General features: G+C 55.5%; 11 protein-coding genes and 2 pseudogenes. 7 read left to right on the plus strand and 6 right to left on the minus strand.

Annotated elements, in window-relative coordinates; genetic code table 11:
• Positions 1 to 63: 63 nt before the first annotated feature.
• Both dsbB and nhaB read right to left on the minus strand, forming a co-directional pair.
• Complete coding sequence (gene dsbB / locus L977_RS04915) at positions 64 to 594, minus strand: disulfide bond formation protein DsbB (RefSeq protein ID WP_014884261.1); 531 nt, start codon at positions 592 to 594, stop codon at positions 64 to 66.
• Positions 595 to 737: 143 nt separating this feature from the next.
• On the minus strand, positions 738 to 2,276 hold the full coding sequence (gene nhaB / locus L977_RS04920) for a Na(+)/H(+) antiporter NhaB (RefSeq protein WP_023330627.1): 1,539 nt from the start codon (positions 2,274 to 2,276) through the stop codon (positions 738 to 740).
• 200 nt (positions 2,277 to 2,476) lie between these two features.
• Between nhaB and fadR the strand changes: the two genes are divergently transcribed.
• Complete coding sequence (fadR, locus tag L977_RS04925) at positions 2,477 to 3,196, plus strand: fatty acid metabolism transcriptional regulator FadR (protein ID WP_014884259.1); 720 nt, start codon at positions 2,477 to 2,479, stop codon at positions 3,194 to 3,196.
• A gap of 67 nt (positions 3,197 to 3,263) precedes the next feature.
• Here fadR and L977_RS04930 read toward each other — a convergent pair whose 3' ends face one another.
• A complete protein-coding gene (locus tag L977_RS04930; protein WP_014884258.1) occupies positions 3,264 to 4,796 on the minus strand; it encodes a SpoVR family protein in 1,533 nt (510 codons plus the stop codon).
• A gap of 321 nt (positions 4,797 to 5,117) precedes the next feature.
• On the opposite strand from L977_RS04930, the gene L977_RS04935 reads away from it, so the two are divergent.
• From L977_RS04935 to L977_RS25205, 3 genes and pseudogenes are all read left to right on the plus strand, one after another.
• Positions 5,118 to 6,416: a D-amino acid dehydrogenase gene (locus L977_RS04935; protein ID WP_014884257.1), complete on the plus strand. Its 1,299-nt coding sequence runs from the start codon at positions 5,118 to 5,120 to the stop codon at positions 6,414 to 6,416.
• A gap of 9 nt (positions 6,417 to 6,425) precedes the next feature.
• Entirely contained in the window at positions 6,426 to 7,496 is a 1,071-nt protein-coding gene (gene dadX, locus L977_RS04940; protein WP_047625049.1) for a catabolic alanine racemase DadX, read from the plus strand.
• A 9-nt stretch (positions 7,497 to 7,505) separates the two neighbouring features.
• Positions 7,506 to 7,607: pseudogene (locus L977_RS25205) on the plus strand (hypothetical protein); the annotation flags it as partial.
• Here the strand turns inward: L977_RS25205 and L977_RS04945 are convergent.
• Together L977_RS04945 and ldcA are read right to left on the minus strand one after the other, a co-directional pair.
• A pseudogene (locus L977_RS04945) lies at positions 7,563 to 9,278 on the minus strand (potassium/proton antiporter); the annotation flags it as partial. The pseudogenes L977_RS25205 and L977_RS04945 sit on opposite strands and share 45 nt — an antisense overlap.
• A gap of 97 nt (positions 9,279 to 9,375) precedes the next feature.
• Positions 9,376 to 10,290 carry a muramoyltetrapeptide carboxypeptidase gene (ldcA, locus tag L977_RS04950; protein ID WP_047625052.1) on the minus strand — a complete coding sequence of 305 codons (915 nt, stop codon included), beginning with the start codon at positions 10,288 to 10,290 and terminating at the stop codon, positions 9,376 to 9,378.
• 106 nt (positions 10,291 to 10,396) lie between these two features.
• Here ldcA and emtA point away from each other — a divergent pair, with 106 nt between their 5' ends.
• Positions 10,397 to 11,008 (plus strand): membrane-bound lytic murein transglycosylase EmtA, encoded by a 612-nt coding sequence (gene emtA, locus L977_RS04955; protein WP_014884253.1) that lies wholly within the window; start codon positions 10,397 to 10,399, stop codon positions 11,006 to 11,008.
• 37 nt (positions 11,009 to 11,045) lie between these two features.
• Here the strand turns inward: emtA and ycgR are convergent, their stop codons facing one another.
• The gene (gene ycgR, locus L977_RS04960; RefSeq protein ID WP_014884252.1) at positions 11,046 to 11,777 is read right to left on the minus strand and encodes a flagellar brake protein YcgR; all 732 of its coding nucleotides are present in this window, start codon (positions 11,775 to 11,777) and stop codon (positions 11,046 to 11,048) included.
• 208 nt (positions 11,778 to 11,985) lie between these two features.
• Here ycgR and L977_RS04965 point away from each other — a divergent pair, with 208 nt between their 5' ends.
• Together L977_RS04965 and L977_RS04970 are read left to right on the plus strand one after the other, a co-directional pair.
• Positions 11,986 to 12,240 (plus strand): GlsB/YeaQ/YmgE family stress response membrane protein, encoded by a 255-nt coding sequence (locus L977_RS04965; protein ID WP_014884251.1) that lies wholly within the window; start codon positions 11,986 to 11,988, stop codon positions 12,238 to 12,240.
• A 112-nt stretch (positions 12,241 to 12,352) separates the two neighbouring features.
• Complete coding sequence (locus tag L977_RS04970; RefSeq protein ID WP_047625053.1) at positions 12,353 to 14,455, plus strand: TonB-dependent siderophore receptor; 2,103 nt, start codon at positions 12,353 to 12,355, stop codon at positions 14,453 to 14,455.
• Positions 14,456 to 14,499: the final 44 nt, after the last annotated feature.

The raw sequence follows: 14,499 nt of genomic DNA on the forward strand, positions 1-14,499 counted from the left end.
CGCTGTTGTGTCGGGTGGCGCTGCGCTTACCCGACCTACAAAACTGACGTTGCCGTTTTGCTTTTACCTTCCGAACAAATCACGTTTCTTCGGCTTGAACGGCTGGGCAATCAGCACCAGCAACGCCACGATGAAGTAGGCGACAAAAATCCCCACCAGCCACTGTGGCATCTCCAGCGTCAGGAATTCCCACTGACGGACAGAGCAGTCACCGGATGCGACAAACACCTGCGGCAGCCATTTATCCAGCGGCAGCCAGCTCGGGAAGCGGGCGGCAAAATCACAGGTCATAAACGGTGACGGATGCAGCTGCATCATGGTGTGCTGCCAGGAGAGTTCAATTCCTTTCCAGGCGCTGTACAGCCAGATTGCAATACCCGCGTAGCGCAACGGCGATTTCGGGGCGATGGCGCCTACCAGGCCCGCACCCATAATGCCAAACAGGGCGCAGCGCTCGTAGATACAGAGCACGCAGGGTTTCAGCCCCATCACGTGCTGGAACCACAGCGCGACCATTTCCAGCGCAAAGGCGGTCAGGGCCATCAACAACCACGCTCCGCGACCGCGAGAGCACTGGTTTAAAAATCTCAACATAATCATTTCCCTGGAACATGCTTAGAAAGCGCAGTGTAAACGAATTCGTTTTTCGCGCCACCTGTACCTGACGAAATAAAACGTAATCGGATGTTTATCGTGCGAAAAGGCAAACGGGCAGCGAACTGCCCGAGAGGCCTCATTTAGTGCGCCGCAAGTATACCCGCTTGTATCAGCCATTGCGTACAGGGAATGAGGGTAATTTTGACGCAAAGCAATCCCACAATTGTGAGTACCAGCGTATAGGGCAGCGCCATCCAGACCATTCTTCCATAAGAAAGACGTATGAGTGGCGCAAGGGCAGAGGTCAGCAGGAACAGGAAGGCGGCTTGTCCATTTGGCGTCGCTACCGACGGCAGGTTAGTGCCGGTATTGATGGCTACGGCCAGCAGCTCAAACTGTCCTGCGTTAATAATGCCTTCTTCCATCGCGGATTTGGCTTCGTTGATGTAGACCGTCCCGACAAAGACGTTATCGGAGATGGACGACAGGAGGCCGTTGAACAGATAGAAGAGCGTAAGCTGCGCGTCTGGTGCAGCCTGCAGCACAAAGGTAATTATGGGGGCAAACAGATGCTGATCGATAATCACCGCCACAACCGCGAAGAAGACGGCCAGCAGCGCGGTAAATGGCAGGGCTTCCGTAAACGCTTTGCCAATAGCATGCTCATCCGTTACGCCGCTAAAGGTGGTCGCAAGAATAATAACGGAGAGGCCAATCAACCCAACCTCTGCAAGATGCAACGCCAGCGCGACGATAAGCCAGACGCCAATGATACCCTGCGCAATCAGACGCAGCGTCTCTTGCCGCGTGCGCTGTTTGCGGCTCTGCTCGTCAAATTTATGCAGCTCACTGCGGACCGGCTCAGGCAGTTGCGCGCCGTAGCCGAATACCCTGAACTTTTCGACCAGAATGCAGGTTGCTAACCCGCAGATAAGGACAGGCACGCTCACGGGGGCCATGCGCAGGAAAAACTCGCCAAAATGCCATTCAGCCGCTTTGGCGATGATCAGGTTTTGCGGCTCACCCACCATGGTCATCACGCCGCCCAATGCAGTCCCTACGCCAGCATGCATCATCAGACTGCGCAGAAACGCGCGGAACTGCTCCAGCACCTCACGGTTATGCGCCTCAACGTGGCTGTCATCCTGCAAGTCTTCGCCCGGGCGGGACGAGGCCACGCGGTGATAAATCCCGTAAAACCCGACGGCGACGCTGATCACCACCGCAACAACGGTCAGGGCATCCAGGAAGGCCGAAAGAAAGGCAGCAGCAAGGCAAAACGCCAGCGACAATACCGTTTTAGACGGAATGCTGAGCAACAGGCGAGTGAAGATAAACAGCAGCAGCTGTTTCATAAAGTAGATCCCGGCCACCATAAATATCAGCAGCAGGAGCACTTCCAGATTTGACGCCAGCTCTGCTTTTACATGCTCAGCAGACGTCATCCCGATGACCACTGCTTCAAAAGCCAGCAGACCGCCAGGCAGCAGAGGGTAACATTTTAGCGCCATTGCCAGGGTGAAGATAAACTCCGCCACCAGCAGCCATCCGGCGATAAACGGGTTCACGCTAAAAATAAGGGGGTTAACGACCAGGAAAACCAGCAGTATCAGTTTGTACCAGTCAGGAGACTGACCTAAAAAATTGCGCCACAGCGCGCGCCCAAAAGAAATTTCCACAACAGACGTCCTTCCCCGTCACGTAAAACAAAACATCAGTATACGCAAAATTGCGGCCCGGCGGCGGATAAGCGAGCATTGTAAATTTCATAAAAATGAAACGGCGATCCCTCTTTTCTCTCTTTACCGCGCTACCTGCCGCTGCATGCCTCTGGTATGATGAGTGCAATTTGCTAAAGCTGTGTAATGGAAATCTCACTATGGTCATTAAGGCGCAGAGCCCGGCGGGTTTCGCGGAAGAGTACATCATTGAAAGCATCTGGAATAATCGCTTCCCTGCAGGGTCCATTCTTCCGGCTGAACGCGAACTCTCTGAACTGATTGGCGTCACTCGCACCACGCTGCGTGAAGTGCTTCAGCGACTGGCGCGTGATGGATGGTTGACGATCCAGCACGGCAAGCCAACAAAAGTAAACAACTTCTGGGAAACCTCGGGGCTGAACATTCTTGAAACGCTGGCGCGCCTCGACCACGAAAGCGTACCGCAGCTCATTGATAATCTGCTCTCCGTGCGTACCAACATCGCGACGATCTTTATTCGTACCGCTTTCCGTCAGCACCCGGAAGATGCGCTTGCAGTGCTGGCCAGCGCAAACGAGGTCGAAGATCATGCCGATGCCTTTGCCACCCTCGATTACAACGTCTTCCGCGGTCTGGCGTTTGCCTCCGGCAACCCGATTTACGGTCTTATCCTTAACGGGATGAAAGGGCTCTATACCCGCATTGGTCGTCACTACTTTGCCAATCCCGAAGCGCGCAGTCTGGCACTGGGTTTCTACCATAAGCTCAGCAAGCTCTGCACCGAAGGGCTGCACGATCAGGTTTATGAAACCGTGCGTCGCTACGGTCATGATTCCGGTGAAATCTGGCATCGCATGCAAAAAACGCTGCCGGGCGATTTAGCGATTCAGAGTCGCTGAAAGAAAAACCTCTCAAGTGAGAGGTTTTTTTTCGCCCGATAAGCGAAGCGCCACCCGGCAAAAAACATTACAACGTATTCAACCGCGCCGGGCAACGTTCCAGCAGTTCTACGCTGCCGTCCTCATTCTGCTGTTCCAGCTGCACGTCAAAGCCCCACAGGCGGTGAACATGCTTCAGCACCTCTTTACGTCCTTTATCCAGCGGCGCGCGGTTGTGCGGGATATAACGCAGCGTCAGAGAACGGTCACCGCGTAAATCGACGTTCCAGACCTGAATATTGGGCTCAAGGTTGCTCAGGTTGTACTGAGAAGAGAGCCGTGAGCGGATCTCGCGGTACCCCTCTTCATTATGAATCGCAGAAATCTCCAGGTAGTTGTTACGATCATCGTCCAGCACGGTGAAGAAGCGGAAATCACGCATGATCTTCGGCGACATAAACTGGCTGATAAAGCTCTCGTCCTTAAAATCGCGCATCGCAAAATGCAGCGTTTCAAGCCAGTCTGAACCGGCGATATCCGGGAACCAGTACTTGTCTTCTTCCGTTGGCGACTGACAGATACGCTTAATGTCCTGAAACATCGCAAAGCCAAGCGCATACGGGTTAATCCCGCTGTACCACGGGCTGTTATAAGGCGGCTGAAACACGACGTTGGTATGGCTGTGGAGAAACTCCATCATGAACCGCTCGGTCACTTTCCCCTCGTCATACAGATGGTTGAGGATGGTGTAGTGCCAGAATGTCGCCCAGCCTTCGTTCATCACCTGCGTCTGTTTCTGCGGATAGAAATACTGGCTGACCTTGCGCACGATGCGCAGGATCTCACGCTGCCACGGCTCCAGCAGCGGGGCGTTTTTCTCCATAAAATAGAGCAGGTTTTCCTGCGGCTCGGAGGGATAACGACGCGTCTCGGCGACGGCTTTCTCTTCCTCACGCTTCGGCAGGGTGCGCCACAGCATGTTCACCTGGCTTTGCAGATACTCTTCGCGGCTTTTCTGTCGGGCTTTCTCCTCCTGCAGGGAGATTTTCTGCGGCCGTTTGTAGCGGTCCACGCCGTAGTTCATCAGGGCGTGGCAGGAGTCGAGCAGTTTCTCCACCTCATCCACGCCATAACGCTCTTCGCAGTCGGTGATGTATTTACGCGCGAAGATCAGGTAATCAACGATGGAGCTGGCATCCGTCCAGCTGCGGAAGAGATAGTTATTTTTGAAAAACGAGTTATGGCCGTAACAGGCGTGGGCCATCACCAGCGCCTGCATGGTAATGGTGTTCTCTTCCATTAAATACGCAATACACGGATTGGAGTTAATCACAATCTCATACGCCAGCCCCTGCTGACCGTGTTTATACAGGCGCTCCGTTTCAATGAATTTTTTACCAAACGACCAGTGCGGATAGTTGATCGGCATCCCGACGCTGGAGTAAGCGTCCATCATCTGTTCAGAGGTAATCACCTCAATTTGATGGGGATAGGTATCCAGGCGATACAGTTTTGCCACCCGGTCGATTTCGGCGAGGTAGACATCCAGCAGCTCGAAGGTCCAGTCGGGTCCATCGCTCAGACGTGTGTTGTCCTTGTTCAGGGAATCAATAGTAGCCATTAGCGCGCCCTCGTTGTGGGTGCTCTCTCTGTCTGGAGAGCCTCCTTTCAAGCATAGATCAACGTGTTAAAAAGCGTGCCCGACAAGAAATTTTTTCTTTGCGATTTCCCGTTTTTGATACGGCAAAAAAAGCGACTCCTTCAGCATTTTATGCTGGTTAAAAATAAAGCTCAGCATGAGATCCCAAATTAGCACCATCCCCTGATACTGGGGGATGTGTGAGGCAAGTCACCATAAAAAAGTCGTATGTTGAATAATATTTTCAACTAGGTTATCAATCTGTAATTAGAAGATTGTTCTTTTGCACATTATGGAGTGGCTATGCGTGTTGTCATACTGGGAAGTGGTGTCGTTGGCGTAACCAGCGCCTGGTATTTAAGTCAGGCAGGACATGAGGTTACCGTTATCGATCGTGAATCCGGCCCGGCGCTTGAAACCAGTGCGGCGAATGCCGGGCAAATCTCTCCGGGGTATGCGGCGCCGTGGGCAGCCCCTGGCGTACCGCTGAAGGCGATCAAATGGATGTTCCAGCGCCATGCGCCGCTGGCCATCAGCCTTGACGGCACGCCGTTCCAGCTGAAGTGGATGTGGCAGATGCTGCGCAACTGCGATACCCGCCACTACATGGAAAACAAAGGGCGCATGGTGCGCCTGGCGGAATACAGCCGTGACTGTCTTAAGACCCTGCGCGCGTCGACCGGCATTGAGTACGAAGGCCGTCAGGGCGGCACGCTGCAGCTGTTCCGCACCGCGCAACAGTATGAAAACGCCACCCGCGACATCGCCGTGCTGGAGGATGCCGGCGTACCTTACCAGCTGCTGGAGGCCAGCCAGCTGGGACAGGTTGAGCCTGCCCTGGCGGAAGTGGCGCATAAACTGACGGGCGGCCTGCGTCTTCCTAATGACGAAACCGGCGACTGTCAGCTCTTTACCCAGCGTCTGGCGCACATGTGCGAGCAGGCGGGGGTGAAATTCCGCTTTAACACCGCTGTCGACAAGCTGCTGTCGGAAGGGGAAAAAATTTACGGCGTGAAGTGTGGCGACGAGGTGATCAAAGCGGATGCCTACGTGATGGCGTTTGGCTCGTACTCCACCGCCATGCTGAAAGGCATTCTCGATATTCCTGTTTATCCGCTGAAGGGCTACTCGCTGACCATTCCGGTGAAAGAAGAGAGCGGCGCCCCGGTATCAACCATCCTGGATGAAACCTACAAAATCGCCATTACCCGCTTCGATAACCGCATCCGCGTGGGCGGCATGGCGGAAATTGTCGGCTTCAACACCGACCTCCTGCAGCCGCGTCGTGAAACGCTGGAGATGGTGGTGGGGGACCTGTTCCCGCGAGGGGGCTTTGTTGAGCAGGCGACATTCTGGACCGGTCTGCGTCCGATGACCCCGGACGGTACGCCGATTGTTGGCCGTACGCCGTTTAAAAATTTGTGGACCAATACCGGACACGGCACGCTGGGCTGGACGATGGCCTGCGGGTCCGGTCAGCTGCTGAGCGACCTGATTTCCGGGCGCACGCCAGCCATTCCATTTGACGATTTAAGTGCGGCGCGCTATCAATCAGGGTTCACGCCATCGCGTCCACAGCATCTGCACGGCGCGCATAACTAAGGAGTTGTCATGTCCCGTCCTGTTCTGGCTCAGCTGGATCTGCAGGCCCTGAAGGAAAACCTGCAAATTGTTCGCCGGGCAGCACCTGGTTCGCGCGTCTGGTCGGTAGTCAAAGCGAATGCCTACGGCCACGGTATTGACCGTATCTGGAGCGCGCTCAGCGCCACCGACGGTTTTGCGTTGCTCAATCTGGAAGAGGCTATCCTGCTGCGCGAACGCGGCTGGAAAGGGCCGATTTTGCTGCTGGAAGGGTTCTTCCACCCCGAGGATCTGCCCTTGCTGGATAAGTATCGTCTGACCACCAGCGTTCACAGCAACTGGCAGATTAAAGCGATTCAGGATGCAAAACTCCACGCGCCGCTGGATATCTATCTCAAGGTAAACAGCGGCATGAACCGTCTGGGCTTTCAGCCTGAGCGGGTACATACGGTCTGGCAACAGCTGCGCGCCCTGAAAAATGTGGGCGAAATGACGCTGATGGCGCACTTTGCCGATGCGGAAAAACCGGACGGCATTGCCGATGCCATGGTCCGCATTGAGCAGGCGGCAGAAGGGCTGGACTGTCCGCGCTCGCTGTCGAACTCTGCGGCGACGCTTTGGCATCCCGAAGCGCATTATAACTGGGTGCGTCCGGGGATCGTTCTGTATGGTGCATCCCCGTCCGGTCAATGGCAGGATATCGCCAACAGCGGCCTGAAGCCGGTGATGTCCCTGCGCAGTGAGATTATCGGCGTGCAGACGCTGAAGGCGGGCGACACGGTGGGCTATGGCAGCCGCTACCTGGCGCAGGGCGAACAGCGAATTGGTATTGTGGCAGGCGGGTATGCCGACGGCTATCCGCGCATCGCGCCAACCGGTACGCCTGTCTGGGTGGACGGCGTCCGTACGGGCACGGTGGGGACCGTGTCAATGGATATGCTGGCGGTTGACCTCACGCCGTGTCCGCAGGCGGGCATCGGTTCACCGGTTGAGCTGTGGGGCAATGAAGTCAAAATTGATGACGTGGCCGCGGCGGCGGGAACGGTGGGGTATGAACTCATGTGCGCCCTGGCGCCGAGAGTGCCGGTTGTAACGGTGTAACGTGTTCTTATGCCGGGTAAGGCGCAGCCGCCACCCGGCATAAACCCGCTACTCTGCGTCCTCTTCCATCGGCCGCAAACCGACTTTCCGCACCGCGTTATCTTCTTTTTCGGCAACGGTCCAGATCATCCCGGCAAATTCCACCTGATCGCCGACGACCGGCGCAGCGCCAAGTCGTTGCTGGATGATTTCGCCCAGCGTTTGCTGGTTATTACCGTCTTCAGCACCTTCATCCAGACCGTAAATCAGCGCCACATCCGCAAATTTGGCGCTGGCTTCCAGAATAAAATCGCCGAAGAAACGCTGGTCCAGCGCCACCGGAGGCGACTGGCTGAACAACTTGCCCAGCGCGGGCAGATCGCGCTCGCGGCCAATCACGCACAAAATATCCCCTTCGCGAAGCCGGGTGCTGCCGGTAGGGTGTTGCAGGACATTATCGCGAAACAGCGCGGCAATCCGCGTTTCGGCCGGCATGTGCAAATCGCGCAGCGATGCCCCTACGCACCACTTGTCGGCGCTCAGTTGATAGACGAACTGTTCCCACGGGTTCTCCGGATGAATATCGAGCCCCACGCGGGACACCGGCCAGCCCACGGGCGGGACCACCACTTTGGCTTTTTTCGCCGCCCATCCGAGCGATGTCCCCTGGAACAGCAGTGAAATCAGCACCACGAAGAACGCCACGTTAAAGAACAGTCGTGCGTTATCCAGCCCGGCCATCATCGGGAAGACGGCAAGGATGATCGGCACCGCGCCACGCAGGCCCACCCAGCTGATAAAGACACGCTCGCGCAGGTTGAAGCCGCGAAACGGCAGCAGACCGGCAAACACCGACAGCGGACGGGCGAAGAAGATCATCCATGCAGACAGCAGCAGCGCCGGAATGGCAATCGGCAGCAGATCCGAGGGCGTGACCAGCAGGCCCAGCACCAGGAACATGCCGATTTGCGCCAGCCAGGCAAGACCGTCGAAGTTTTGCAAAATAGCGTGACGGTTGCGGATAGGGCGGTTACCCATCAGGAATCCGCAGAGGTAGACCGCGAGAATACCGCTGCCGTCCAGTGCGGTGGTGACGGCAAAAATCAGGATCCCGCCGCTCAGTGCCAGCAGTGGATACAGCCCCGAGGGCAGCGAGATGCGGTTAATCATCTGCTGTAACAGGTATCCCCCCGCCAGACCTATCAGTATCCCCAGGCCGAACTGCTGCAGGATATGCCACGCGAACATCCAGCTCAGCCCGGTCTCGTGCTGCTGGATCATCTCGATCAGCGTGATGGTCAGGAACACCGCCATCGGGTCGTTACTGCCGGATTCAATCTCAAGCGTTGAGCCGACACGTTCGTTAAGCCCTTTTCCACCGAGCAGGGAAAACACGGCTGCCGCGTCGGTTGAGCCGACAATCGCGCCAATCAGCAAACCTTCCATGATATTCAGATGGAAAAGCCACGCAGCCATCATCCCGGTGAGGCCAGAGGTAATTAACACGCCGACCGTGGCAAGTGAAAGCGCAGGCCCCAGGGCCACGCGGAAGGAGCTCGCCTGCGTACGCATGCCGCCGTCAAGCAGGATCACCGCCAGGGCGAGGTTACTCACCATGTAGGCAAAAGGGTAGTTATCGAATGGGATACCGCCGATGCCATCAATGCCAGCCAGCATGCCGATAGCAAGGAAAATAACAAGAATAGGTATGCCGAGACGCGATGAAAATGAACTTAATAAAATACTGCTGGTTACAAGGACAGAACCCAAAATGAAAAGGCTGATTATCGCTGCGGCATCCAATGTTCTCTTACTCCCACCTCAATGTTAACGCTGTTACTAAAACCCTAACATATTAACGTCGGTAACAGCGTTTTATTAAGGCGGTTTAACGGATTTTTTACCCCTTTATGACCGGATGGCCGCTGATGGTGAGCAGGCTTCCGCCATCATCATGCTTCAGCCTGGCGTGCGCCCCCAGCGCAAGAGTGACGGTTTGCTGCTCATGGCCGAAATCCAGCCCGGTGATGACGGGAATGTCCAGCCGGGAGCGGATGAAATCGACCATCGTTTCCAGCGAGTAGCCCGCGTCATAGTCATTGGGGGCAGCGCCGCTAAAGCTGCCCAGCACAATCGCGGACTGGCGTTCAAGAATACCGGCATGATAGAGCTGCAACAGCATGCGCTCGACGCGGAACGGATGTTCGTTGATATCTTCCAGCACCAGAATGCCGTCTTCGATGTCCGGCATCCACGGCGTGCCGATGAGCGAGACCAGCATCGCCAGGTTTCCGCCCCAGAGCTGACCTTCACACTCCCAGTGCGGTCCGTTGCCTTGCCACTCCACGCTGTAGGCAGGATTACGCAGCGCGCGCCAGAAGTGTTCCATGGTAAACGCATCCAGCTCTGGCGCGCCGAAGTTACCGGCCAGCATTGGGCCGCTAAACGTGATGACATTGTGCAGGGCCAGAAGACCTAGCTGGATGACGGTGAAATCGCTGTGGCCGCAAATCAGCAGCGGATCCTGCTGCTGGCGCTGCGCCAGACCCTGCCAGTCAATGCTCTCCAGCAGCCTGCTCGCCCCGTAGCCGCCGCGCACGGCAAGGACGATGCGATCCTTACCCTTCAGACTCACCAGGCTATTGATATCATTCAGCCTCTGCGCTTCCGTTCCGGCAAAACGCTGCTGGCGGCGGGGGATAATTGTCTGATTTTCTACCTGATGGCCAGATTCCAGTAAGCGCTGAACGCCCCGCTGTGCCGCGTCCTGGTTAATGCAGTAGCCCGACGGCGCGATGAGATGAAACTGAGACATGGCAATTCCTTGCTGAATGAGAAACTAATTGTCTATATCATGCCGCGTATACGCTGCCTGCTTCAAGGGCGGCGCACCGCGATGACCGGCTATAAGGATAGATGACGTGAAATTGAGATGGTTTGCTTTTTTGATTGTGCTGCTGGCTGGCTGTAGTTCAAAACATGATTATCAAAACCCGCCCTGGAACCCGGAAGTGCCGGTGAAACGGGCTATGCAGTGGATGCCAATCAGTGAACAAGCCGGGAAGGCCTGGGGCGTGAGCCCGCGTCTGATCACCGCGATTATTGCGGTGGAGTCCGGCGGTAATCCTACGCTCGTCAGCAAATCCAACGCGGTGGGACTGATGCAGCTTAAGGCTTCAACGGCGGGGAGAGAGGTCTACCGCTACATGGGCTGGAGCGGACAGCCGTCGACCAGCGAGCTGAAGAACCCGGAACGCAACATTTCCATGGGTACCGCGTATCTGAGCATTCTGGAACATGGCGTGCTGAAGGGCATAGAGGATCCGGAAGTGATGCAATACGCGCTGGTGGTCTCATACGTGAACGGTGCAGGGGCGCTGCTCAGAACTTTCTCCTCTGACCGCAAAGAGGCGATAGACGAGATCAACGGCATGGACAAAGATGAGTTCGTCGAGCATGTAGCGAAGAATCATCCGGCACCACAGGCGCCTCGTTATATCTGGAAAGTACAGAAAGCGATGGATGCCATGTAATGCCGCAAACGGGCGGCGGTTGCGCTGCCCGATTTTTTCACAGGACTTTATTTGCACGTTCCCGTGCTTCACGCTCCAGCGAGTAGATAATACGCTGCAGCTCGCGCTCAGCGCCTGGCCCGACGTTCAGGAAACGGAAGCTCAGACGCGGCGTGGTAATCGTTTCGTTTTTGCTGTCCACCACCGTGCGCTCGCTGATGGCAATCAGCTGTGCATCGAAATAAAAGCGACCCCAGCCGCCCATATCGAGCTCAATTTGGGTAAAACGCATGCCTTCTACCAGTCCGTCCGGTTTCGCTGAATCCAGCAACGCCCCCATTCCGCCCAGCGACAGGTCAAAGAGACGGAAACGAAGCTCTTTTTTGTCCGGCATTTTGGCCTTACAAAAATAGGCAGGGTGAAGCGGGGCGCTGATGCGGAAGTATTCACGACGCTGGACAAACCAGAGGTTGCCCGGAAGAGGGGTCACAAAAGCGGGAAGTCCCTGATATTCGCTCAGTTCCAGTCGCGGCAGGACAAACTCCACTTTGGCTCCATGGGTTTCGGCCATTACCGCAATATGTTCCGCTCTTAGCGCAGCGCGGTTTTCATACTCCTGGCTGCCCAGGTCTACAATCAGTCGCTCCTGCGAAACGTCAAGGATCTTGCTGATAAACTGATTATTTGACCAGCTGATGCGCAACGGCACTTCGCCTTTTTGCAGGTCGCGTAATACCCCTAATACAGCCAGCGGATTTTGCTTGAGGAACTGCTCACTGTAATGACTCACGCCGGATGGCTCCTTGATTAATGACAGACTGTCTGAGCGTTATCGGCAATCCACACTCAAACTTAATACAAACCGGTGAGTTTTTTTTTATTGCTGCATGCAAGATAAGTCGGTGAGAGGAAAATGATTTTATGCTGATGACCTATACTTACGTTAGCTGTGCAGAAGGTTTTCTGCACATGCGTTAAACCTGAAAGAGGGCATCGCTATGGGTATCATCGCCTGGATTATCTTTGGTCTTATCGCTGGCGCTATCGCTAAACTCATCATGCCGGGAAACGATGGCGGCGGCTTCATTTTGACCTGTGTTCTCGGGGTTGTTGGTGCGGTTGTGGGCGGCTGGCTGGCGACGATGTTTGGCTTTGGAGGCAACATCAGTGGTTTTGACATGCACAGTTTCCTCGTTGCTGTCGTCGGTGCCATTGTTGTGCTGGGCATATTCAGGTTACTGCGACGAGCCTAAAATGACATAGCGGCTCTCTGCGGAGGGCCGTTTTTTTTGCCTGAATCTTGATTTGTTAATCGAAATGATAATAATTGTCGTTCCGTATTGCATCTAACAATAAGACGACATTATGAACTCCTCACGTTTTACGTTATGCGCTCTGGCCGGTGCCGTCACGCTGGCATTGCAGGTCCAGGCTTTCGCCGAAGAATCTACCATCGTCGTCACGGGCTCAGAGCAGGGCAGCGCGCTGCCGGCCTGGACGAACAGCGCCACGAAATCGGCCGTTGCCGAAAGTAAAACGCCCCAGGTCATCAATACGCTTTCTGCCCCGGAAATTGAAAAGCGTCATGCGAACTCCGTGAATGAAATCCTGCGCTATGCCCCGGGCGTCTCAACCGAAGTGCGCGGTAATACCTCCTACATGAGCGAATACAAAATTCGTGGCTTTACCGTCGATCAGGAGTTCTATAACGGATTGCAGTTGCCCTATAACGTCACCGGCAATACCAAGGCTCGTATCGATCCGCTGTTGATTGACAGCGTCGATATCCTGAAAGGGCCTTCATCGGTGCTTTACGGCGGTGGTTCGCCGGGCGGGCTGGTGAATATTCAAAGTAAAAAACCGCAGCGGGAAGCGCGAACGGAGGTCGGTTTTAATACCGGTAACCGCAACCTGAAAGAGGGTTATCTCGACTCAACGGGGCAGATAGCCGACAGCGACTGGAATTACCGTCTGCTGGGCAAGGCGACGGAGAATGACGATCAGCCGCACACCACCCGGTATGAAAATTACCTGGTCGCCCCGTCCGTCACCTGGCAGCCCGACAGCAAAACCCGTCTCACGCTGGATGCGCTGGCGCAAAACTCCCCGAGCCTGACGCCGTCAAATCCGCTCCCGCTGTCTTATCTGCGCTCGAAATATGCCGATCGCCGTGATTACGCCGGAGATGAATGGAGTGGGTTTAAGCAGCGCCAGTGGATGCTGGGCTATAGCTTTGAACACGAGTTTGACAGCGGCTGGGGCTTTAACCAGAAAGCGCGCTATTTTGACGTCGATACCCACCAGCGCAGCGTCTATGCGACAGGCACGGGGAGTGAGGTTTATCAGCTCAACCGCTTTGCTTACACCACCGATGAAGATCTTAAGAGCTTCAACATCGACAACCAGGTGACGAAAACCGTTGCGCTGGGTGAATGGCAGCACCATCTGCTGGCCGGGTTTGACTATCAGAAGATGAACTCGCATTTCCACTACCGTTACGCGTCGGCCACGCCAGGCATGGACATGCGCGATCCTGACTATGCGCAAATCAGCGAAGGCGCACTGGGGCTCTACACCGCCCAGAAGAATCGCCTCAGCTATCAGCAGAACGGTTACTACCTGCAGGATCAGGTGGAATTCGGTGGCTTAAATCTGTTGGGTAGCCTGCGCTACGACGATTACCGCTCCGTCACCACCGATTACCTGAAAAACGGGGATAAAGCCTGGGTGTCGCAGGACCGCGTCACCAAACGTCTGGGCGCGCTTTACGCCTTCGATAACGGTGTTTCACCGTTTATCAGTTATTCCGAAGGTTTTGCACCGGTGTCACCGCAGGGAACGCTCACGGCAAAAGACGTCAAACCGACCACCAGCAAGCAGGTGGAAGGCGGGGTAAAATATCTGCTGGCTGAATACGCCACCACCTTTACCGCCTCAGTGTTTAACATCCGGCAGAAAAACGTTGTCACCTCCGATCCGGGCTTCCTGAATTATCGTCAGACCGGGGAAGTGGAATCCAAAGGGGCAGAGCTCTCCGCCATCAGCCGTCCGACGGACAACCTGACGCTGATTGCCAACTATGCCTACACCCATGCGATCAATACCGAAGATGATAAATACCAGGGTAAACGTCCAACCCAGGTACCGGAGAACGCTTTCAATCTGTGGGGGGACTACACTTTCGAGAGTACGCCGCTGAAAGGGCTGATGCTGGGGGCTGGGGCACGCTACACCGGTCCGATGGAAATTTCACCGGCTAACGATGCGGATAAACTGGGCGGCACCACGCAGTACGATCTGGCGGCCTCGTACCGGATGGGCGAAATCCTGCCTTCGCTGGCGGGACTTACGCTTAAGGCGAGTATGCAGAACATCACCAATAAAGAGACGCTGACCTGCTACGACGCAACCAACTGCTGGATTGGGCGTGACAGGAAGTATCAGTTAGGGGCGAGCTACAGCTTCTGACTGCCCGGTGGCGCTGCGCTTGCCGGGCCTGCAAACCCAACGCA

This window comes from Enterobacter sp. ZOR0014 (genome assembly GCF_000798855.1).
Classification (GTDB): Bacteria; Pseudomonadota; Gammaproteobacteria; order Enterobacterales; family Enterobacteriaceae; genus Enterobacter; species Enterobacter kobei.

What these genes read in the sequence shown, in the direction of transcription:
- L977_RS04965 (WP_014884251.1), top strand. Translation starts at nt 11,986, where the DNA reads ATGGGTATCATCGCCTGGATTATCTTTGGTCTTATCGCTGGCGCTATC.
- dadX (WP_047625049.1), top strand. Translation starts at nt 6,426, where the DNA reads ATGTCCCGTCCTGTTCTGGCTCAGCTGGATCTGCAGGCCCTGAAGGAA.
- L977_RS04935 (WP_014884257.1), top strand. Translation starts at nt 5,118, where the DNA reads ATGCGTGTTGTCATACTGGGAAGTGGTGTCGTTGGCGTAACCAGCGCC.
- dsbB (WP_014884261.1), bottom strand. Translation starts at nt 594, where the DNA reads ATGTTGAGATTTTTAAACCAGTGCTCTCGCGGTCGCGGAGCGTGGTTG.
- L977_RS04970 (WP_047625053.1), top strand. Translation starts at nt 12,353, where the DNA reads ATGAACTCCTCACGTTTTACGTTATGCGCTCTGGCCGGTGCCGTCACG.
- ldcA (WP_047625052.1), bottom strand. Translation starts at nt 10,290, where the DNA reads ATGTCTCAGTTTCATCTCATCGCGCCGTCGGGCTACTGCATTAACCAG.
- fadR (WP_014884259.1), top strand. Translation starts at nt 2,477, where the DNA reads ATGGTCATTAAGGCGCAGAGCCCGGCGGGTTTCGCGGAAGAGTACATC.
- L977_RS04930 (WP_014884258.1), bottom strand. Translation starts at nt 4,796, where the DNA reads ATGGCTACTATTGATTCCCTGAACAAGGACAACACACGTCTGAGCGAT.